We start from the raw sequence: 21,250 nt of genomic DNA, 5'->3' as shown, positions 1-21,250 counted from the left end.
GCAGGATGAACCAGATTTACGATCGCATCATCCGAAACGGGCAGGTCGTTCTCCCGGAAGGTACTTATCGATTGGACATTGGGATTATCGGCGGAAAAATCGCGACTGTCTCCGAATCGCTGGCAGATTCCGCAGCAGACGAAATTCTGGATGCCGAGGGCAAATACGTCCTACCCGGCATGATCGATATGCATGTTCATTTCAATGAACCCAATTTCGGCCATTGGGAAGGCTTTGCAACCGGTTCTTCCGCGCTTGCCGCCGGCGGCTGCACGACTTACGCCGATATGCCGCTAAACGGCAACCCGCCGACGGTTACTCCGGAGGCTCTTGCCTTTAAGAGAGAGTTAGCCGGAGGAAACTCGGCCGTCGATTATACGTTCTGGGGCGGTCTCGTCCCGGGTAAGCTTGATCAATTAGAAAAGCTGGCGGCGCAAGGCGTCCGCGGCTTCAAAGCCTTTATGTCCAATCCGGGCGGAGAAGGCGAAGGCCGCTTCCGCGAGGTAGACGACTTAACGCTATATGAAGGAATGAAGAAGATCGCTGCGCTCGGAGGCTTTGTCGCCTTACATGCGGAGAGCGACGCCATTACTTCCGTACTGGCGGAACAAGCCATTCAAGAAGGACGGACCGATGCACGAGCTTTTGTAGCTTCCCGTCCGGTTATCGCCGAGCTGGAGGCGGTAAATAAAGCAATTCTGTTCTCCGAGCAGACGGGCTGCGAGGTCCATTTTGTCCATATCAGCAGCGTGGAAGCGGTGGAGCTGATCGACCGGGCGAAAAAGCGCGGCATCCCGCTTACCGTTGAGACTTGTCCGCATTATCTCCTGCTGACGGATGAGGATATGGCGGATATAGGTCCGGCCGCCAAATGCGCACCGCCTCTTCGCGGTAAAGAGCAGAAGGAAGGGTTGTGGCGGCTGCTTGCGGAGGGCAAGCTGGATGTCATCGCCTCCGATCATTCCCCGTGCCCGCCGGAGCTCAAGTTCGATGAATCCCTTTCCTTCTTCGATGCTTGGGGCGGTATTGCCGGCGCGCAAAGCAGCCTCGAACTTATGCTGGACGAGGGCTTTATAAAGAGAGGAATCCCGCTGCACAAGCTGGTTGATCTCTTGTCTGCAGGACCTGCGAAACGGTTTGGACTATACCCGCAAAAAGGTCAAATAGACGTTGGCGCGGATGCGGATCTTGTCCTTGTGGATGCAAGCCGTACTTATACGCTAACGGAAGATCAATTGTGGCAAAGGCATAAAGTCAGTCCTTACCTTGGTCGGGAAATTGCCTGCAAGGTGACAGCTACGCTTGTACGCGGAATTCCGGTCTATACCGATGAACAAGGCGTAAACCCGGTGAAGCACGGTCAACTGTTGCTGAAGCCTGTTCATACGCCTCAACAAACCCCATAACAGGAGGCTGTTACGATGAGGATTCCGATGGAACAAGAAGCGGCCTCTTTTGTTTCCCGCCTTCTTGATGAGCTTGCCTCCTTAGGGGCCGATGAACAAGGAGGAGTTACGCGGCTGTTATATACGCCCGAATGGCTGCAGGCGCAGCTGTTTCTGGCGGAGAAGATGAAATCGCTCGGCATGGATGTAAAGTTCGACCGGGTAGGCAATCTGTTTGGCCGGCTTGAGGGAAGCAGCAAGGAGGCGCCGGTTATTCTTACCGGCTCGCATATCGATACGGTACGTTCCGGGGGCAACTATGACGGCGCGTACGGCATAGCGGCTGGAATTGCGGCTGTAACCTATCTGAAGGATACGTACGGTCAGCCGGTTAACACGCTGGAGATTGTCTCCTTCTGCGAGGAAGAAGGGAGCCGATTTCCGCTCACCTATTGGGGCTCCGGCAATATGACCGGCGTCTACGACTGGCAGAGCGGCGGGATCGTGTTTGATTCGGACGGCGTAAGCCTCCAGGAAGCGATGGAAGCAGCGGGCTTCGGCAAGCCGGAGCAGGATGCAAGCAAGCGGGAAGACATCGGGGCTTTTGTCGAGATTCATATCGAGCAGGGTCCAGTCCTGGAGCGTCAGCGCAAACGAATCGGGATCGTGGAAGCGATAGTCGGGCAGCGCCGTTACGTTGTAACGGTGAGAGGGGAAACGAATCATGCCGGTACAACGCCAATGCCGATGCGCCATGATACGCTTGTTGGAGCGGCGGAGATGATTCTTCAGCTTGAAGCCGATGCTCTTGTGTGCGGAGAACCGCTTGTTGCTACGGTCGGACGGATTGAATGCATCCCTAATACGCCAAATGTCGTGCCTGGTGAAGTAAGCTTTACAGTAGACGTCCGTCATATAGATGAAGCCGTTATTACTAAATTCTGCGATAACGCCATTGCCAAGTTTAATGACATTGCCAAATGGCGGGGACTCGAGCTCTCGATCGTCCCTTGGCTGGAAGCAAAGCCTGCGCCGATGAACAAGGAGCTGAGCGATAAGCTTGAGCGGATCTCCAATGACTTGTCTCTTCCTTACCGCCGAATGGTAAGCGGTGCGGGGCATGATGCTCAAATGTTCACGAGCCATTGCCCAACCGCGATGCTGTTTGTGCCAAGCCAATCCGGCATCAGCCATTCGCCGCTGGAATATACATCGCCTGAAGAGCTGGCCGAAGGAGTATCCGTCTTGGCCGCTTTACTATACGAATTAGCTTACGAGGGGATATTGCCATGAAACGATACGCCGAACTAGCCCCATCCGAGCGGACGATTATGACCCCTGGTCCGGTAGAAGTGGATCCAAGAGTGCTTCGTGCGCTCTCTTATCCGATACTGGGTCAATTCGATCCTGAATTTACGTCTTACATGAACGATACGATGGAAATGCTCCGCTCCCTGTTCCGCACAACGAATCATTGGGCGTTCCCGATAGACGGAACCTCCCGCTCCGGAATTGAAGCGGTGCTCACCAGTCTGATCGAGCCGGGGGATAAGGTGCTTATTCCGATTTATGGCCGGTTCGGCAATCTGTTGTACGAAATTGCGGAGCGGGTTGGCGCCGAAGTCGCTTTTATCGAGACGGAATGGGGAACCGTCTTTGATCCTGGGGACGTGATAAGCGCCATTCACCGTGAGAAGCCGGCGCTTGTGCTGATGGTTCACGGGGAAACCTCGACAGGGCGGATGCAGCCGCTTGCCGAGATTGGCAAAGCATGCCGCGAGCTTGGCATTCTCTTTGTTGTTGATGCGGTCGCAACGATCGGCGGCGTTCCGGTTAATACCGATGAATGGTTTATTGACGCGGTCATCGGCGGAACGCAAAAATGCCTGTCCGTGCCTTCCGGGATGGCTCCGATTACGTACAATGACATCGCAGCGGCCAAGATTAACGCCCGCAAGTCTATTGAACGAGGACTACGGACAACTCACGAGCCCACTCTCAATAACACTTCCGTCCGCCGGCCGGTCATTCAAAGCAACTATTTTGATCTCGCCCAGCTGCAGGATTACTGGAGTCCTGCCCGGCTTAACCATCATACCGAGATGACCTCCATGCTGTATGCGCTGCGCGAGGGTCTGCGCCTGGTATTGGAGGAAGGTCTGGAAGAGCGATTCGCCCGCCACCGGTTGAACGAATCCGCTCTTATAACAGGACTGGATGCAATGGGCCTTGCTTTGTACGGCGACCCGTCCTGCAAGCTGCCGGTAGTGACATGCATTACGATTCCAGGCGGTATCGACGGAGAATCCGTGCGCGGAATGCTGCTGAACGCCTTTGGCATCGAAATCGCCAGCTCCTTCGGCAGTTTGAAGGGGAAAATATGGCGGATCGGTACAATGGGCTATAGCTGCCGCCGGCAAAATGTCCTTCAATTGCTAGGCGCGCTAGAGGCCGTGTTAATCCGTCACGGTGCGAAGCTTCATGCCGGAGCGGGCTTGCAGGCCGCGCTGGATGTTTACGATCAAACATAGTAAAATGACGGAACAACATAAGTTTCGAAAGCAGAACGATTTGTATATTTTGAGAAACGGTGTCCACCTTTTTGCTTGCCGCAGAAAGGGAGATGCCGTTTTCACTTACCGATATCCATAATCGTCCCGGAAGGAAGGTGTATATCCCCTCATGAATGAACAACAACTTGAACAATTGAAAAAGCTCCCTAAGATCGATCTGCACGTGCATTTGGACGGCAGCGTGAAGCCGGATACTATCCGGGAGCTCGCGAAGGAACAAGGAAAATCGCTACCGGCGGGTGCGGAAGGCGATCTCACGCCATGGATGCAAATTGACGAGACCTGTACCAGCCTGGTTGAATATTTGAGCAAGTTTAGTTTTGTGCTGCCATTTATGCAGACGGCCGAATCGATTGAACGTATTGCGGAGGAGGTTGTCGAACAAGCGGCGGCTTCCGGCTGTCTCTATATCGAAGTCCGCTTCGCCCCTCTACTGCATACACTTGAAGGCCTATCGGCAGGCGAGGCGATTCTGCATACGATTGCCGGATTACAGAAGGGAGAGCAAATGTTCGGAATCAAAGCTAGAGTCATCGTTATCTGTATGCGCCATGATTCGGTAGAGAGAAACCTTGAGGTTATCGAAGCGGCTCGCGAGTATTACGGAAAAGGCGTTGTTGCCGTCGATCTGGCTGGCGACGAAGCGGGATTCCCTCCGGCCCTCCATCAAGAAGTGTTCGAGCTGGCCAGCCGCTACGAGCTTCCGATAACGATTCATGCCGGCGAAGCGGGCGGCGCGGTTAATGTAAGGGAATCCATTACTAGATTAGGTGCCCGCCGGATTGGCCATGGTGTTCGCATTACCGAGGATCCGTCGGTCATCGAATTGGTAAGAACAACCCGCACCCCGCTCGAAATGTGTCCGGTCAGCAATATTCAGACCAAAGCTGTAACGGGCTGGGACACTTATCCGATCCGTAGATTCCTTGAAGAGGGGCTTCTGGTTACGGTTAATACGGATAACATGACAGTGTCCGGCACTACGATGAATCTCGAATTCGAGATGCTCGCGGAGCATTGCGGCTTTACGATTGAAGAGCTCGCCCAGCTGACCGTTAATAGCGCTGAAGCAGCCTTCCTTCAAGGCGAGGAAAAGAAAGAACTTATAGCAGCCGTTCATGACGCCATGCAAAAACTTGGCCATATCCTCTAATCTTTTTTGCGCCTATCGGCAGGGATCATAGAGAGAATGGCGAACCTCCCAAGTAGGGAGAAAACGTTTTCTATCCACTCAACTCCTGCCCATTACAGCGTTCGGAAAGAAAGGGGTATAAGAATGAGCCAATCGGCAATCGGAACAAAAATGATTACCCAAATTGGGATTCTCGTGCATGATATCGAGGCCGTAAGTGAAGCGTATGCGAATTTCTTTGGAGTAGAGAAGCCGGGGTGGAACTGGACGGATACCCCGGACAAAGCACAAACCGAGTTTCAAGGCGAGCCTTCGCAGGCACGGGCCAAGCTGGCTTTTTTCAATATGGATTCCCTTCAGCTCGAGCTGATCGAACCGGACTTACACCCAAGCACCTGGCGGAATTATCTGGAGGAGCATGGAGAGGGACCGCATCATATCGCTTTTGTGGTTGAAGGCATGAAAGAGAAGATCGCCATCATGGAAAGCAAAGGCATGAAGCTGCAGCAGAAGGGTGAATATACCGGCGGGCGTTATGCCTATTTCGATTCGGTCCCGCAGCTTAAGGTATTAATCGAACTGTTGGAGAACGATAAATAACGACGGGGGAGACATCACCATGCATAAACTATTAGCGGTAGTTGGGGATTACTATCACCCGGAGTCGGTCGTTGAAGAAGGACTTGAGGAAAGTCTCGCTTCCTGGCTGGCAAGCGGTAACATTAGCCTTACTTATACGACGGTCGACCAGCTTGCGAAAGCGCTACTGGATAAGCCGGACGCGGTGATCCTCTTCAAGGACGATAAAATCAATCCGGCTGACGAGAATCCGGCACATTGGCTGGATTCCGAGACGGAGCAGGCGATGCTTCAATACGTGTATGAAGGCGGCGGCTGGTTTTCCTGGCACTCCGGACTTGCTTCCTACCCGGAGGACGGCGCGTACGTCTCGATGACACGCGGATATTTCAAGTATCATCCCGAGCAAAAGCTGGTTCGTTTTGAACCGATAGCCAGTCAAACCTCGGATTCAGAGGACCATTTGGTCGTTAACCCTGCGCTTGGCTTTGAATCGATAGAAGAACATTATTTCGTTTATTGCGACGAAGCTAACACGAACGTGTTCATGCGTACTTACTCGGAGGACGGAGTATCCATCGGCGGGTGGTCGCATCCATACGGCAAAGGACGGGTATGCTGCCTGACCCCTGCCCATAATCGTCACTCTCTCATTCTGACCGAGATGAAACAATTGGTTGAAGCCTGCATTCGCTGGTGCGCACGGGCATAAAACCGCATATCCGCGATTAAGCTCCTTCTATAGAGGAGCTTCTTCTTTTTCTGCTATAATGTCGGTATGTACATAAGGTGGTGCTCGTAATGGAAAAAATGATCGATGATCAATGTGACGATACGTGCCATGGTACGGACCTTCATAGCGATAATCTGGCAAATGCCAGAATGGAAGAGCCAACGGCCGTTGATTTGGCGGAGCTGTTCAAAGCGCTTGGCGACCCGACCCGGGTGAAAATGATATATGCGCTGCTTGACCGGGAGCTTTGCGTACATGATTTATGCCAGGTGCTCGATATGGCGCAGTCGGCTGTCTCCCATCAGCTGCGGTATTTGCGCAACGTCAGGATTGTCAAACGGCGGAAAGCCGGCAAGACGGTCTATTATTCGCTGGATGATGACCATGTGAAGGAAATCTTTACTCAGACTCTCCAGCATGTGCAGCATTATGCCTGATTGATCCGAAATCCGGAAGGCAAAAGGAGTGTATGCGCTCTATGAAAATTGTCGTTGTCTCGGATACCCATATGCCGCGTATGGCGAAGGCTCTTCCGCCTAGGCTTCTTGCCGAGCTTGCGAATGCTGATCTGATTCTGCACGCGGGCGACTGGACCAGCTCAGACGTATACAGGGAGCTGGCGAAGTTTGCTCCGGTAAAAGGCGTTGCCGGCAACAATGACGGAGAAACAATCGTCAAGAAGCTGGGCTTTAAGAAAATCGTCAATGCCGGCGGGAAGCGGATTGGCCTTGTGCATGGCCATCTTCCGTACTCCGGCAAGAAGGCGGAACAGAACGCGGCTTTGTCTTTTACCGCGGCACAGGTAGATGCCATCGTATTTGGCCACTCTCATGTTCCATACCTAAAGGAACAGAACGGAATCCTGCTGTTTAATCCCGGCTCGGCTACAGCAAAGCGCAAGCAGCCCCAATATTCGTTTGGCATTATGAGCATTATCGAGGGCGAACTAAAGGCCAGGCATATTTTTTACGATAATAAAGTCTGAAGAGCAACAAGGGAGGCTGGTATAATCGTATATATCCTAATCGGGCTGGCAGCCCTAATTGCACTGATCTACGGTTTGTTTATTCTCCCTACACAATGGCTCAAGGTCGAGAGAGTCCAATATAAGACGGGAGCAGGTATAAAAGTTCTGCAAATAAGCGATATTCATATCGAGCATATTCGTATTCCGGCCAGCCGGCTAACCCGGTTAATAAAGGCGGAGCGACCCTCGTATATTGTGATAACGGGAGATTTTACGGAGCTTGCTCCGTATCTTCACAAGGTGCAGCGTTACATAAAAGAATTGGCATCGGCTGGTGTACCTATCCTGGCGGTTTACGGAAATCATGATCATCATCTGGCTCCCGAAGCTCTAAAGCAATTAACGAAGATGCTGGAAGGCGCCGGTGTCCGTCTGCTGCACAACGAAGTTCTGGATCAAGGACATTATCAGTTGATTGGCATTGATGATTGGACCAGCAAAAAAAGCGATCCCGAACATGCGTTCGCCAAGGCGGATTCGAGCAAGCCATCCATCGTACTGACGCATGATCCCAATGTTGTTCTGCATATTAAGGATTCGTTCGCGTACCTGATGGCCGGTCATTTCCACGGGATGCAGTTTCATCTTCCGTTCCTGTTCAAGTATTTGAAGAAGGGCGCATTGCCTGCGGCAGGAATCTATAAAGGGATGCATCAGATGGAGAACGGCATGATTTACATCTCGAAAGGAATCAGCCAGACCGGTACAAATGCCCGGTTCCTTATTCGAAGCGAAGTCACCATCCATCAATTGTAGCAGGCGGGGAGCGGGAAGCCGTGACAGATCAGAATCACCGGTCAAAATCGTGCAGAATGGAACGCATCGGATTAGTCGTAGACATTACGGACGATCGGGTGCGGCTCGAGGTAGAAGGAAAACCCGTGACTGTTCCAAGAATCAAGACCGCGGAATACCTGGAGCTTGGTGATCGGGTGAGCTGGAACGGGAAAATCTGGGTGAAAATAAGGGAAGAGGAGGTGAAGAAACGATGAAAATGAGCGTTACTTCTGCCGCAACGGCACTTTTCAAACAAGAATGGGGTTTCAAGAACAACGACAGCGTGCGGATCTTTGTCCGGTACAGCGGCGGCGGAGAGGACGCCTTTGCATTCGGCATAATGAAGGATAGCGCCCGTTATCCGGCCGTATCGACGGTGGAAGACGGCATTACGTTCTACATGGAGGAAAATGATGTTTGGTATATGGAAGGAAGGGATCTTACCATCGACTGCCGCAATGACAATATCGTATTTCTTCGTTGATATCCGGCTTAAACAAATCAAAGAAAGACGCTTCAACCCTGTTATCACATGGTCTTGAAGCGTCTTTTCTTTATGCTGCGGCCTGCCGTAATTCGTTATAGGAAGGGCAGCTTGAAGGATTTCTTAACGAGCGGATACAGCCATTTCACTCCGCTTGGCGTTAACGTGTCGGCGATTAAATGCGATAAATAGCCGGCGACGGCAATCTGCATAAGGCCTTCCAGCTTCAATTGCTGCTCTAGACCCCAAGCAATGGCGCCCCATGCAACAACCGCCCATATCGTGTGGGTTAAACCGCGGTGCTTAAGCCAAGGCACCCAAGCGACAAACACGCCAAAGCCGATTAACCATGTCATATTCATCGTTAACCCGCCATAAATCAGCGCAGCGCCTACCGCGCTAACCAAAGCATTCCGGATCGTGCCGCTGCGTACGACAAGACCCAGCAGCAGAAGAGCGGCGCAGGCAATGCCAAGCGGGATGTTTATGTAATGATCGCTGAAGTACAGATACGCCGTAACGGCGGTCATCAGCCAGCCGCTTCCAAGAAGCAAGCCATGCAGCCATTTGGAAATTTTGCTTGCTTTCGAGCTTAATAGGCTAGGCCCGTCAAGATCGGCGCTTAAGGCGGAAAATGCGGCGACGGCAATATAGGTTGCTGCATTTACGAGAGTAAACGGATAATGAGCTGCAGCGGCTGAGCCAATCGCAACGCCGATAGTAAGGTGAGTCGTGCCTTTCATTAGACCTCCTGTGACTGATTTGCAGTAATCAAACATATGTTCGCCTGTCTATTATAGCGCATATGTTCGGTTATTGCCACATGAGTTAACATAAATACTCATACGTTAACTCAGCCTCATAGAGAGGTCCAAAACCTATGGCCGGTCCGTCGTAATAACCGCACCGAGGTTATAGATACGTTTTGTATATTTTTCCATATGTAAACCTCCTTTATTTGGATGCGGTTATGTATTCGGGTGCTAACGGTTCTTGCGGGGACGGCGATCAATTTCTTCGGACACGACAAAGGCAAGCTCTTCATTGCCAAACAGAGACAACACCTGCAAAACCGTAGCATCGTCAATATCGCCGGCTTCTTCCTTAGGCGCCGTCAAAGGGATTGCTTCAAGTAGACGGGGATTCCCGCCTTGCTGCGGATAAGCCCGAGAATAGAGTTCTACGGCATCTAGACCATGATTAACGCACCATTGGGCGAACACAAGAATCATCGTATCTTCATCCTGTTTGTATCTTTCTATGATAATCTGTTCCATTTCTTTTGAATTCATTGCTATTTCTCCTTTAAGAAGGTAATATAATTTACGAAAAAATATTCATAATAGACGGATTGTAATATGAAAGTAGTCAGAATACAATTGTCTATTTTGCTATAGCGGCGCTTGATGTTCGGATGGACGAATCGAATCTTATGGAGGAATCAATTATGCCTTCCTGCTATTTAACGGATCTGGACGGCACGCTGCTTCGTTCGGATCAGTCTTTATCGGATTATACGATAGCTCAGCTTAAGGAAGCGCTTGAAGCGGGTACAATTATCAGTTATGCAACGGCTAGAAGTTATGCGAGCTCTTATAAGGTTACTTCATCCATTCCATGGCGCTATCCGGTTGTGCTGTATAACGGCGCCGTTATTTTCGATCCTGAAGGGAAGCGGGTGTTAGGCGGTCATTGGCTTAGTCCTCAATTATCGAATGATATTCTGGAAGCGGGACGGCAGCACGGATTAGCTCCACTGGTATTTGCTCTGAATGAAGACGATCAGGAGAAGGTGCTGCATGAGAGGCTGACACGGGCGGGAGACCTTGCCTTTTATGAGAGCAGACCCCAAGACCCGCGTTTTAAAGAAGTAGATTTACTTCGTATCCATGATTCCTGCCGAACGCTCATCCTTTCATATATCGGATATTATGAGGAGCTTGAGCCTCTGAAGCATACGTCTGAGCAGTTGTTTGGCGGGCTTGTTCACATTGAGTTCATAAAAGACGCGTATATTAAAGATCATTATTTTCTCGAAATGAGTCATCCCTTGGCGAATAAAGGCGAAGGGGCAAGACTATGGGCAAAGCTCGTTGGAGCGGACCTGACTGATGTAACGGTATTCGGAGACAACCTGAATGATCTAGGAATGTTCCGTGAGGCAGGAACCCGAATAGCAGTCGCGGATGCGCATGAACAAATCATACAATTGGCGGATCGCATCGTTGGCACCTGTAACGAGGATGCAGTCGCCCGATATATAGCATTAGAACGGTCTCGTTTGACTACATGAGAATAAAGAGGGGAATTATGAGAAGACTTCCTGGCCTGATTGCAATGATGTTCATTATTCTCGTTTTACTAGCACCTGTACCTGTTTTTGCCGAAGAAGCCTTGCAAGCGCCTGATGAGGAACAAATCGAGCAGCCCGCAGACCAGTTGGCTGAGCAGCTGCCGGAAACGCCTCATTCTGAAGCGGCGATCCTGATCGATGCCAAGTCCGGCGCCGTGTTGTTCGCCAAGAATGAAACGGAGCGGCTGTACCCGGCTAGCATAACAAAAATTGTAACCGGCATCATTGTTCTGGAGCAGTCCAATCCAACCGACATCGTAACCGTATCCAAGACCGCACGGGGCGAAGACGGTACCCGGATCTATCTGGCGGAAGGCGAGCAGAAGCCGATGCTGGATCTTATCGAAGGAATGCTTATTAACTCCGGGAATGACGCGGCAACCGCCATTGCGGAGCATATTGACGGTACAAAAGAGCAATTTGCCGAGCGAATGAATGAATTTGTGCGCAAGCTTGGACTTTGGGATACGAATTTCGTGAATCCAAGCGGCTTGCCGGATGAGAATCAATACACGACGGCCAGAGACATGGCCAAGATCGCGCAGTATGCCATGCAAAATGAGCAGTTCCGGCAGGTTGTAGCAACCAAATCGAAGCCGTGGGTCGGAGAAGAGTGGGTCTCCAAGCTCGAAAATCATAACAAGATGCTGGGGAGCTACGATGGTGCCATTGGCGTGAAGAACGGCTTTACGCAGGCGGCAGGGTATACCTTGGTATCTGCGGCTCAGCGTGGCGATATGGAGCTTATTGGCGTTATTCTCAAAGGTGCTACCGATTCGGGCGTGTATAAGGATATGACGCAGCTTCTCGATTATGGTTTTGCCCATTTTACAAGCATGCAGGTTATGGCCGCCGACGAAAAGCGGACGTTTGTTACGCGGGATACAGGGAAGCCGGTGGAATTTATAGCCGACAAGCCGTTTTATGTGACGATTAAAGACGGAGTCGAACCAACCGTAGCGGTTGATTCGAACGGCAAAGCTTATGTTCAAGCTTCTGAAGTCTATAATCCGGCCGAAACTGCGGGGGCATTATTACCGATCGTTCCGCTTGCCGAACAGGCAGAGGTCCAGATTGCCTCGGTTACCAATTCGAATCCGTTAAAAGCCAACGGACATAAATCCTCTGGCTGGAATCTGGGAGTTGCGATTACCTGGTCGGTCATGCTTCTATTCATGTTGTTAGCAGGAAGAATCATGTATGTAAGACAGCGCAGAAGAAGATTATATAAATGACCATGCAGAAGAGCCAGGACTTAAAAAGTCTTGGCTCTTCCGTTTCATCTAGGGTAGGCAAAATTTGTCGAATTCGATTACAATAGAGGTATTCGGACAGGAGGAATAGCAATATGAACACAAAAACACGTATTATTTTGGATGTAGACACGGGGATTGACGATGCACTGGCCATTTTGTATGCCTTGCTCTCGCCGGAAATTCATGTTGAAGGATTAACAACCGGCTTTGGAAATATTAATGTCGAACAAGCTACGGAAAACACGCTCAGGCTTATTAAGCTGGCGAATTGCGGCTATGAGGTGCCGGTAGCGGCAGGTGCTTCCGGTCCGCTTAAACGCGAGTATGCCGGCCCGGTGCCGCATATTCACGGCTATAACGGAATTGGCGATGCGGAGATTCCGCCAACAGAGCAGCAGCCCCTGAAGGAATCGGCAGCGGAGTTTATCGTCCGCAAAGCCCATGAACTCCCTGGCGAACTGGTTGTGATTACGGTTGGCCGCATGACCAATCTGGCTCTGGCCTTGTCGCTGGATCCATCCATCGCGGGCAAGATCCGCAATGTTGTCGTGATGGGCGGAACGGTCTTTGCTCCGGGTAACGTTACTCCGGTCAGCGAGGCGAATCTGTGGGGCGATCCGGAGGCGGCTCAGCAAGTATTCCGTTCAGATGTGCCGCTTACGATTGTAGGCCTGGATGTTACGCTGGAAACGAGATTATCCAAAGGTCATCTGGCCCAGCTTCGTCAGCTTGCACCGGATAACAAACAGCCAATCGTTGACTTTTTACATACATCGCTTGAAAAGTACTTCGATTTCTATCTCCAAACCAATCAATACCTTGGCGAATGTCCGATGCATGACCCGCTTGCGGTGCTGGTAGCGGTTAACCCGTCTCTTGTGAACACAAGAGTCATGCATGCGGATATTGATTGCGGACATGACTTGACGGCTGGCATGATTATTACGGACCGCCGGGTTATTCCGGCTGTTGGAAGAGAGATTACGTTCTGCTTGGAAGTAGATGCTGACCGCGCTCTACGGCAAATGCTGTCCGTGTTTCTTGCACCTTAAGGTCATGTAGGCTGAAATAAACAAGGAAAGAGGATGGCTGATATGGAACAACGTTTTTCCCGCGAATCCAGATGCTACAAGACGTCCAGAATTTTCCCGACCGATGTGAATAACCACAATACGTTATTTGGCGGCAAGCTGATGGCCTATATCGATGATATTGCGTCCATTGCCGCGACCAAGCATTGCCGGCGTGCCGTCGTAACGGCGTCAACCGACTCCGTTGACTTTCTGCAGCCGATCCGGCCATCGGATTCCGTATGCCTGGAGTCTTTTGTCACTTGGACGGGCCGTACATCTGTCGAGGTATTTGTTAAGGTCATTAAAGAAGATCTGTTAACCGGGGAGCGAATCGTTGCGGCAACCTCTTTCCTGACCTTCGTTGCTCTGGATCAGAATAGGCACCCGGTACCCGTGCCCAAGGTCATTCCGGAGTCCGAAGAGGAATTCAAGCTGTATGAGACGGCTTCGCATCGTGCGGAGATGCGGCGGATCCGCCGCGAGGAAAGCAAGAAATTCGCGGATTATTTGACAGTTGCCCATCCGTGGGATTAATAGCGGATATAAAAAATGCGCATTCAGCTCGAATGCGCATTTACTACATAGTGGATACAGCCGTATACGAATAAGGCTAGAACCACGCATAATCCTATGATAATATATACTGCTTTACGTCCATTCATTTAAGCACCAGCTTTCTATGTACATCGATCTTTGATCTATTATATACGAATATGGTAGTAAAGTCATGGCAGCTCGGTCTTGCTTCATTCCGCGATGTTACATATACTTTTAGAATCGGGTTATGCTTAACCCGGCTTAAGGAAGTCTGGCATGAGGGGAATGACGACAAAATGGAGCAAGCTTCCAAACCGCAGCAGGATGCCACCAACATTCCGCAGGAGGAGTTTTTCGCTGCTGCCGCATTATTTTGCCGCGCATATCCAGTATTCGTCGCGGAGATTGACCGTGTAGAAAGCGAGCGCGGAAGATTAAACGACTTCCAGCTCATGCGTGCGGTGAACAAAGCCAAAGAAGGTCTTGTTATTTTAGGCTGGGATTGCCGAAAAGCCGTTAATGCGCTATTTGATACGTATGTGGAAATCTATAAGCATAGCAGCAAGGATGGCGCCAACGAATGGGCGGAATCAACCTTCGGCTGCAACAAGACCCTAATCTACGAGCCTCCTCTTGAAGAGGAAGAGATACTGGAACATGGCTTGACTCTTGATTTGCGCATTGAGCAGCTAACTGCTCTTATTCATGAACAAGAGGCAACTCTGCTGCAGAATTACAGGGACCTCTACCGGCTTAAGATTGCTGCTGCCCATGAGGCGGAGGCAGAGAACAGCCTCGAAGAATTGGAGCAGAACAACAAGCAGTTTGAAGAGTAAGGAAAAACCGCTGCCTAACCTGGCAGCGGTTTTTCCTTGTGCGGCTTGCGTAAACGATTTCATGCGGAGCGTTGTATGCTATACTACAGGAAGTAACACCTGCTCAGACCGGTTTAGTACGGTTTATGCATGAGCAGACAGGGAGAGGAGACGGGATGCAGATGATCAGAACTTTGCTGGTGACAGGTGCGGATCGCGGTGTTGGCATGGCGATTGCCGCCAAATGGCTGGAGGACGGCAACCGCGTATTCGCGGGACAATATGCGGACAGCCCCGGATTGCAAGAGCTGCAGCGGCTATACGGCGAGCAGCTGACGGTGTTCCCGCTGGATGTAGCAAGCGATGCAAGTGTGAAGCAGGCTTATGATTGGGTACGATCCCGGACGGATAAGCTTGATGTTCTTATAAATAACGCAGCGATCTTGGGAGATATTAGAAATACCATTCTCGGAGAGCTTCAGTACGAAGAAATGTTGAGCGTATTTAACGTGAATGCTTTAGGCAGCCTGCGCATGAGCCAAGCGTTCACGCCTCTTCTGCTGCAAAGCGATGCCAAGTTAATCGCCAATATTTCCTCGGAAGCAGGCAGCATTACCGATTGCTGGCGTGATGCCTGGTATGCGTATTGCATGTCCAAGTCGGCGGTTAACATGCAGTCGAAGCTTATACATAACGGCCTGAGGCCACAGGGAGGACGCGTGCTCGTCATTCATCCGGGCTGGGTGAAGACGCATATGCAGGGCAAGCTGGATGAAGCGGCTGAATTGACTCCCGAGCAGTCTGCGGCAGGAATTACGAAGGTTATCCAGTCGGCAATAACAAGGGATGCGGCTGAAATGGAATGCGAATATGTAGATTATGAAGGTAGGAAATTGAATTGGTAAAGACACTTCTAGAAGCTTTTAACACAGCGGAATACCCGGTAGTTGGACATGGAAAACGCAATGTTCAGGTACTTAAGGATACCTTTGATCACCTGGACGGCGAGGTTGATAGCGATATTTACGGCACCGGAAAAGTTATCGAAGACTTTCAGGCGAAAATAGCCGCTTATCTGGGAAAACCTTCGGCGGTCTTTTTCCCTAGCGGAACGATGGCTCAACAAATCGCGCTACGGCTATGGTGCGAGGAGAAGGGCAGCCGCAAGGTTGCTTACCATCCGTTATGCCATCTGGAGATTCATGAGCAGGACGGCCTGAAAGAGCTTCATCATATTGAGCCGATACTGCTGGCGGATAAAGACCGGTTAATCACGCTTGACGATGTGAAGAACATGGATGAAGACATTGCTTGTCTCCTGCTCGAATTGCCCCAGCGTGAAATCGGAGGACAGCTGCCTGCCTTTGAGGAGCTGGAGGCGATTGCGGCCTACTGCCGCGCCAAAGACATCAGGCTTCATCTTGACGGAGCTAGGCTTTATGAGATTTTGCCCTATTACGGGAAGACGGCAGCGGAAGTATGCAGTTTGTTTCATAGTGTTTATGTGTCCTTTTACAAAGGCATCGGCGGAATTGCAGGAGCTGTTCTTGCCGGAGAGGAAGAGTTCACGAAGCAGTCGAAGATCTGGAAACGGCGCCATGGCGGCGATCTGATCAGTCTGTATCCTTATATTCTTAATGCGGATCAAGCGTTTGACGAACGGCTTCCGAAGATGGAGCAGTATTACCGTTCTGCCGTCGAATTGGCCGGTCTGTATAATTGCGGGATTGAAGGCATTACGACTCGCCCGTTGGTGCCGGTGTCGAATATGTTTCATGTTCACGCGGCTATGCCGAAAGAAATTTTCGAGAAGATCTTAATCGCCGTATATGAAGAGTCCGGGATCGGTCTTACGGGTAATGTCCGTGACGCTGGGGAAGGCGCTTCTTACTATGAAGTAAGCTTGGGAGACCGTTATCCGGCGATTCCGAAGGATCGGTTAAAGCAGGCATTCGAGCTGCTTCACGAGAAAGTAAAACAAACGGCGAAATGAATATGATACTATTTTCTATATAGCGGTGAAGGAGGGAATCCTAGAATGTCGGATTATGATGAACTTTCGGAAAGACGAAGAAATAAGCTGAAGCTGATGCAGTTCGATAAGGATGAGCATTCCTTGGTCGAATCGGATAAGCCGAAGGAAACCTTCGAGGATGTTGGCGGACTGGAAGAAGTGAAGAAGAAGATTCGTATGAACTTTATTTTGCCTCTGCAGCAGCCGGAAATCTTCAAAGCTTATGGCAAAGAAGCCGGCGGCAGCCTTCTCTTGTTCGGACCTCCCGGATGCGGCAAGACGTTCCTTGCCCGTGCGGTAGCCGGCGAGATTGACGCGAATTTCATTCATATCGAGCTGCAGGCGATCCTGTCGATGTATGTCGGTCAAAGCGAGCATAATCTGCACGATGTGTTCCAGAAAGCCCGGGAAAATAAGCCATGCGTCATCTTTATCGATGAGCTGGATGCGATGGGCGGAAGCCGTCATCAGATGAGACAGCATCATGAACGCATGCTCGTCAATCAGCTTCTGACGGAGCTGGACGGCCTGCAATCCGGCAACGACCAGGTATTTGTTATTGGGGCAACCAATACGCCCTGGTATCTGGATTCCGCCTTGCGCCGCCCCGGACGGTTCAATCATCTCGTGTTTGTACCGCCGCCGGAGGAGGAAGAGCGTTCTACCATCCTGCAGCTGAAGCTTGCAGGCAAGCCTGCGAGTTCATTGAATCTTGGCAAGCTGGCCGCAGAGACAAAGCTGTTCTCGGGCGCCGATCTTGAGCAGGTTGTTAATGATGCCGTAACATCGGCAATGGAGAGAACCTTCGAGACCGGCGATATTCAGCCGATTACCCAGGATGATCTTCGGAAAGCACTGAAGGAGCGGAAGGCGACAACGATCGAATGGTTTGCGACAGCCAGAAACTACGCTACCTTTAGCGACGTGAACGGAGATTACAAGATTGTGCTGGATTTTGCGAAGAAGCATGGGATAAAATAGGCGATTCGGGAGGAGGATTAAGTAATGGAAGAAGAGACATTAACCCCATCCTCTCATACAGGCTACACGAACGTATACCAGCTAATGTTTTGGAAGAAATATAAGGAAGCCTTGATTGAAACGGAGAAGCTTTTAAGGGATGATCCTCATAGTCCGGATCCCTACGCTTTATACGCGCAAATTTGCGTACTAATGGGGGATTACGAGAAAGCTCGGCATTGGGTGGACGAAGCGTTAAAACGGGATCCCGAGCATCATCTAGGCTGGTATGTCCGAGTTTCCTTGTTTTATGAGACCGGCAACGAGGCTGCCTTCCATGAAGCGGTCAGGGAAGCGCTGCGAATTGACCCTTACGAGGCGCATTATTATTACTTGCAGGCTAATCAGTTGAACAAGAAGGGTAAATTCAAGGAAGCGAAGGAACAAATCGGGATTGCCCTAGAGCTGGAACCCGAGAATCCGCAGTATTTGTCCATTCTTAGCTACACGGAAGCTCTGCTTGGAAATGATGCCGTATCCAGAGAGACGGAACGCGAAGCGCTAAGGTATGGCGCAGAGGAACCGATTGTGTTAATGTACCTAGCTTGGTCTGCTGCCAGACGAGGGGATTATAAGCTGCATGAGACCTATATGCGAAGCGCGGTACGGTTAAATCCGGACGAGAAGCAGTACCAGGACGAATACCTGGAGTCGCTTCAGAATCAATATATACTCTACCGGATCTGTTTGTGGCCTAATAAATTATTTCGAAAAATGAAGCCTTGGCAAATTTTTGTGATGTGGGCGGTATGTTGGTTATTATTCAAGCCCCTGGTCCTTGTCTTTATTATCCTTCACCTCATCGCTCATTGGTCGACCAAAGCTATCGTTCACGTAAAGATCTTTGGCTGGCGCAGACGGCGGACATAAGTAAGAAGCATATAGTGGAAGTGATACAAAACCGGATCGATTCTCTAAGGGAGAACGATCCGGTTTTTTCAATTCCCGATTAAATCATGTTGCTTGTAGGATTTCAAGAATTCCAGGTACTGCCTTGAAGCTCGGGACAAGTAACGCTTCTCATTCCAGGCGATGGAGAATTCGCGTTCACAGACCGGCGATTGAATGTTCAACAGCTTAACATGGGGATGTTCATTCGTATTTCGCGGCACAAAGGCAACGCCAAGCCCCGCTTGAACAAGACTCCATAACGCGGAAGGCTCATCCACCTCGCATATGATATTTCTGGAGATACCCGCGGCTTCGCAATAAGCTTCGTTAATTTGACGGAATGGATGCCCCGCATGATATTCGATGTATGCCTCATTAGCTGTCTCAATCAAGGTAATGGTATCTTTGCTTGCAAGTGGGTGAGTGATCGGTACGGCAAGGCACACTTCCGCCTTCAATATGATTTGTTCTTTGATCCAGGATTGATTCAGCGGAGCGGCAATGAAGCAAAGGTCTACATCGCCGCGCTCCAGCAGTCCGATCATATCGCTCGAAGAGGCCGGAGGGATCTGGGTCACGCGAAAAATAATTTCCGGATTCTCCTTTCGGAATTCGCTTATGGTGGAAGAGAGGCGGTTAAGCGTTGGGGTAGCGAGCCTTATGGTTCCTTGCTCCGTGCCCATCATATCCGCCAATTCCCTTCGTCCTTCGTCAAGCGCTCCAAGCGCAATCTCAACTTGCTGCAGAAAGGCTCTGCCAAAACGATTTAACCGGATTTGCCGGTTATTGCGGTCAAATAAGGGGACGCCAACGTCTTCTTCTAGACGCGAGATGGTCTTGCTAAGCGCTGGCTGAGCAATACGAAGCACTTCGGCCGCTTTAGTCATATGCTCGTATTTCGCGACCGTACGAAAATAATGAAGCTGCAGCAGTTCCAAAAAGATAACCTCCCAATCCTTAGCTTTCTTAATTTCCATATACCCGAGTATATAATAACATACAATAATATATATTATCATTTATCGATCATGAGGGGTATATTGGTAAATATAAAGAGAAACAGGAGGGAAATTACAATGCCAGCAGAACAACCTGATGTCAGACCACCGGCTATAGGAAACGTGCTTATAAAGCTTCTTGCGTTCACCCTGGTTTTATCTTCCATGAGCGCAACGATGTTTAATATTGTTCTTCCCGAGATCCGGGCCGACTTTGAACTGACCGTTGCTCAAGTCAGTTGGGTGTCGACTGCCTATTTACTTATCTACGCAGTTGGTTCCGTTATTTACGGCAAGCTGCTTGATCGTTATCAGGCCAAAAATCTGATTACCTTTGGACTCCTCGTATTTGCTTCAGGTTCTTTGCTAGGTCTGCTTGCGGGGTCGTTTCCTTTTGTACTAATGGCAAGAATTCTGCAAGCGGTTGGCGCATCCGTTATACCGGCACTAGCCATGTTAATACCAGTCCGCTATTTTCCACCGGAAAGAAGAGGGCATGCCCTGGGAATTTCAGTTACCGGATTAGCGCTTGGCAATGCGATTGGACCTATTGTCTCATCACTCTTGGTGTCAGTTGTCCATTGGAGATGGCTGTTTGCGATTCCATTGCTGATTCTGATCACTTTGCCATTCTACCGTAAGCATTTGAGCTCGGATATAAAAGAAGGCGGAACTATTGATTGGCTTGGAGGAGGACTTCTTACGGGGACGGTAGCTCTATTACTGCTTGCCATTACGCAAGGGAACTTGTGGCTGGGCGCCGGCAGTGCATTGATGCTTATCGGGTTCTTGTGGCGTATACGTGCAGCTGCTGATCCCTTTATCTCCAGGGCGCTTATGAGGGACCGCATCTATTTAATGGGATTAATGATTGCTGCGATTGTGATGAGCATCAGTTATGCATTGCCGTTTCTTACGCCTCAATTGTTGTCGGATATCAATCGGTTGGAGCCAGGCATAATTGGTTTCGTCATGGTTCCCGGAGCATGCTTGTCCGCTTATTTAGGTCGAAAAGTAGGGAAGTTAGCGGATTCCAAAGGCAATTCCTTCGTGTATCACACGGCGTCGTTATTATTATTCAGCTGTTTTCTACTGTTATCGCTATTTGTAGGAAGTCCGGCCGTTCTGATTGGCTTGATTTTCACTCTTGGCAATGTTGGTCAGATGTTTATGCAAATCGTACTTTCCAACACAATCTCGCGCAGCATTCCCCGGGATCAGATTGGGGTTGGAATGGGGCTGCTAACGTTGTGTAATTTCCTTTCCGGTGCGGTCTCTACGGGGATTTACGGCAAAGTGATGGATCACGGCGCTCGGTCGAGTTGGATCCCGTGGCATTCAAACGCAGCTTCCTATGTATTCAGCAATCTATACCTTATTCTGGCTCTTATCCATATTGTTTTGCTTCTTCTGTATCGTAGTGTATATGTCAGCAGGAAAAAGACGAATACAACTGGGCAAATGCTGAGTAATCAGCGATAAAGAATAGACGAATCGATTCTAGAGGAAGCGGTTCGTTTTTTATTTGAAAATAAAGCATTGACTCTCCTCTTAGGGGAGACTATAAACTTCATTATGTGAACGGCCGTTCCGAAAGAAAGGG

General features: G+C 50.2%; 24 protein-coding genes. 21 read left to right on the top strand and 3 right to left on the bottom strand.

Annotated elements, in window-relative coordinates; all coding sequences use genetic code 11:
- Positions 1-5 precede the first annotated feature (5 nt).
- The 11 genes from PJDR2_RS16715 (at position 6) to PJDR2_RS16665 (ending at position 8,690) form a co-directional block, all read left to right on the top strand.
- Positions 6-1,406 carry an allantoinase gene (locus PJDR2_RS16715; RefSeq protein ID WP_015844892.1) on the top strand — a complete coding sequence of 467 codons (1,401 nt, stop codon included), beginning with the start codon at positions 6-8 and terminating at the stop codon, positions 1,404-1,406.
- 15 nt (positions 1,407-1,421) lie between these two features.
- On the top strand, positions 1,422-2,678 hold the full coding sequence (gene allC, locus PJDR2_RS16710) for an allantoate deiminase (RefSeq protein WP_015844891.1): 1,257 nt from the start codon (positions 1,422-1,424) through the stop codon (positions 2,676-2,678).
- Positions 2,675-3,916 carry a pyridoxal-phosphate-dependent aminotransferase family protein gene (locus PJDR2_RS16705; RefSeq protein WP_015844890.1) on the top strand — a complete coding sequence of 414 codons (1,242 nt, stop codon included), beginning with the start codon at positions 2,675-2,677 and terminating at the stop codon, positions 3,914-3,916. Before allC ends, PJDR2_RS16705 begins: the two co-directional genes overlap by 4 nt.
- Positions 3,917-4,067: 151 nt before the next feature.
- Positions 4,068-5,111, top strand: a complete 1,044-nt coding sequence (add, locus tag PJDR2_RS16700; protein ID WP_015844889.1) for an adenosine deaminase — start codon at positions 4,068-4,070, stop codon at positions 5,109-5,111.
- Positions 5,112-5,234: 123 nt separating this feature from the next.
- On the top strand, positions 5,235-5,690 hold the full coding sequence (locus PJDR2_RS16695) for a VOC family protein (RefSeq protein ID WP_015844888.1): 456 nt from the start codon (positions 5,235-5,237) through the stop codon (positions 5,688-5,690).
- A 19-nt stretch (positions 5,691-5,709) separates the two neighbouring features.
- Positions 5,710-6,381: a ThuA domain-containing protein gene (locus PJDR2_RS16690; RefSeq protein ID WP_015844887.1), complete on the top strand. Its 672-nt coding sequence runs from the start codon at positions 5,710-5,712 to the stop codon at positions 6,379-6,381.
- 89 nt (positions 6,382-6,470) lie between these two features.
- A complete protein-coding gene (locus PJDR2_RS16685) occupies positions 6,471-6,839 on the top strand; it encodes an ArsR/SmtB family transcription factor (RefSeq protein ID WP_015844886.1) in 369 nt (122 codons plus the stop codon).
- A 41-nt stretch (positions 6,840-6,880) separates the two neighbouring features.
- A complete protein-coding gene (locus tag PJDR2_RS16680; protein WP_015844885.1) occupies positions 6,881-7,387 on the top strand; it encodes a metallophosphoesterase family protein in 507 nt (168 codons plus the stop codon).
- Between the two features lie 75 nt (positions 7,388-7,462).
- Entirely contained in the window at positions 7,463-8,185 is a 723-nt protein-coding gene (locus tag PJDR2_RS16675; RefSeq protein ID WP_015844884.1) for a metallophosphoesterase, read from the top strand.
- A 20-nt stretch (positions 8,186-8,205) separates the two neighbouring features.
- On the top strand, positions 8,206-8,421 hold the full coding sequence (locus PJDR2_RS16670) for a hypothetical protein (RefSeq protein WP_015844883.1): 216 nt from the start codon (positions 8,206-8,208) through the stop codon (positions 8,419-8,421).
- A complete protein-coding gene (locus PJDR2_RS16665; RefSeq protein ID WP_015844882.1) occupies positions 8,418-8,690 on the top strand; it encodes a HesB/YadR/YfhF family protein in 273 nt (90 codons plus the stop codon). Before PJDR2_RS16670 ends, PJDR2_RS16665 begins: the two co-directional genes overlap by 4 nt.
- A 95-nt stretch (positions 8,691-8,785) precedes the next feature.
- On the opposite strand, the gene PJDR2_RS16660 is transcribed toward PJDR2_RS16665, so the two are convergent.
- Positions 8,786-9,433 carry a metal-dependent hydrolase gene (locus PJDR2_RS16660; RefSeq protein WP_015844881.1) on the bottom strand — a complete coding sequence of 216 codons (648 nt, stop codon included), beginning with the start codon at positions 9,431-9,433 and terminating at the stop codon, positions 8,786-8,788.
- A gap of 240 nt (positions 9,434-9,673) precedes the next feature.
- Positions 9,674-9,982, bottom strand: coding sequence for a hypothetical protein (locus PJDR2_RS16655; RefSeq protein WP_015844880.1), 309 nt, complete (start codon positions 9,980-9,982; stop codon positions 9,674-9,676).
- A 155-nt stretch (positions 9,983-10,137) separates the two neighbouring features.
- Between PJDR2_RS16655 and PJDR2_RS16650 the strand changes: the two genes are divergently transcribed.
- The 9 genes from PJDR2_RS16650 to PJDR2_RS16610 all read left to right on the top strand — a co-directional run bounded on the left by PJDR2_RS16650 (position 10,138) and on the right by PJDR2_RS16610 (position 18,628).
- Positions 10,138-10,983, top strand: coding sequence for an HAD-IIB family hydrolase (locus PJDR2_RS16650; RefSeq protein WP_015844879.1), 846 nt, complete (start codon positions 10,138-10,140; stop codon positions 10,981-10,983).
- 17 nt (positions 10,984-11,000) lie between these two features.
- A complete protein-coding gene (locus PJDR2_RS16645) occupies positions 11,001-12,278 on the top strand; it encodes a D-alanyl-D-alanine carboxypeptidase family protein (RefSeq protein WP_015844878.1) in 1,278 nt (425 codons plus the stop codon).
- Positions 12,279-12,391: 113 nt separating this feature from the next.
- Positions 12,392-13,351 (top strand): nucleoside hydrolase, encoded by a 960-nt coding sequence (locus tag PJDR2_RS16640; RefSeq protein WP_015844877.1) that lies wholly within the window; start codon positions 12,392-12,394, stop codon positions 13,349-13,351.
- Between the two features lie 42 nt (positions 13,352-13,393).
- Positions 13,394-13,906: an acyl-CoA thioesterase gene (locus tag PJDR2_RS16635; protein ID WP_015844876.1), complete on the top strand. Its 513-nt coding sequence runs from the start codon at positions 13,394-13,396 to the stop codon at positions 13,904-13,906.
- Positions 13,907-14,205: 299 nt separating this feature from the next.
- Positions 14,206-14,745, top strand: coding sequence for a hypothetical protein (locus PJDR2_RS16630; RefSeq protein ID WP_015844875.1), 540 nt, complete (start codon positions 14,206-14,208; stop codon positions 14,743-14,745).
- A 161-nt stretch (positions 14,746-14,906) separates the two neighbouring features.
- Positions 14,907-15,629 carry an SDR family oxidoreductase gene (locus PJDR2_RS16625; RefSeq protein ID WP_265525055.1) on the top strand — a complete coding sequence of 241 codons (723 nt, stop codon included), beginning with the start codon at positions 14,907-14,909 and terminating at the stop codon, positions 15,627-15,629.
- Positions 15,617-16,717 carry a threonine aldolase family protein gene (locus PJDR2_RS16620; protein WP_041613487.1) on the top strand — a complete coding sequence of 367 codons (1,101 nt, stop codon included), beginning with the start codon at positions 15,617-15,619 and terminating at the stop codon, positions 16,715-16,717. The genes PJDR2_RS16625 and PJDR2_RS16620 overlap by 13 nt, the downstream gene beginning before the upstream one ends.
- Before the next feature lie 45 nt (positions 16,718-16,762).
- Positions 16,763-17,719 carry an ATP-binding protein gene (locus PJDR2_RS16615; protein ID WP_015844872.1) on the top strand — a complete coding sequence of 319 codons (957 nt, stop codon included), beginning with the start codon at positions 16,763-16,765 and terminating at the stop codon, positions 17,717-17,719.
- 24 nt (positions 17,720-17,743) lie between these two features.
- Positions 17,744-18,628 (top strand): tetratricopeptide repeat protein, encoded by an 885-nt coding sequence (locus tag PJDR2_RS16610; RefSeq protein ID WP_015844871.1) that lies wholly within the window; start codon positions 17,744-17,746, stop codon positions 18,626-18,628.
- A 68-nt stretch (positions 18,629-18,696) separates the two neighbouring features.
- Here the strand turns inward: PJDR2_RS16610 and PJDR2_RS16605 are convergent, their stop codons facing one another.
- Positions 18,697-19,587, bottom strand: coding sequence for a LysR family transcriptional regulator (locus tag PJDR2_RS16605; protein ID WP_015844870.1), 891 nt, complete (start codon positions 19,585-19,587; stop codon positions 18,697-18,699).
- A gap of 138 nt (positions 19,588-19,725) precedes the next feature.
- Here PJDR2_RS16605 and PJDR2_RS16600 point away from each other — a divergent pair, with 138 nt between their 5' ends.
- The gene (locus tag PJDR2_RS16600) at positions 19,726-21,129 is read left to right on the top strand and encodes an MFS transporter (RefSeq protein WP_015844869.1); all 1,404 of its coding nucleotides are present in this window, start codon (positions 19,726-19,728) and stop codon (positions 21,127-21,129) included.
- The last annotated feature ends 121 nt before the right edge of the window (positions 21,130-21,250 follow it).

The organism is Paenibacillus sp. JDR-2, assembly GCF_000023585.1.
Classification (GTDB): Bacteria; Bacillota; Bacilli; order Paenibacillales; family Paenibacillaceae; genus Pristimantibacillus.
Note: the sequence above shows the minus strand (reverse complement) of the source record. Positions and strands in the feature narration are given on the sequence as shown.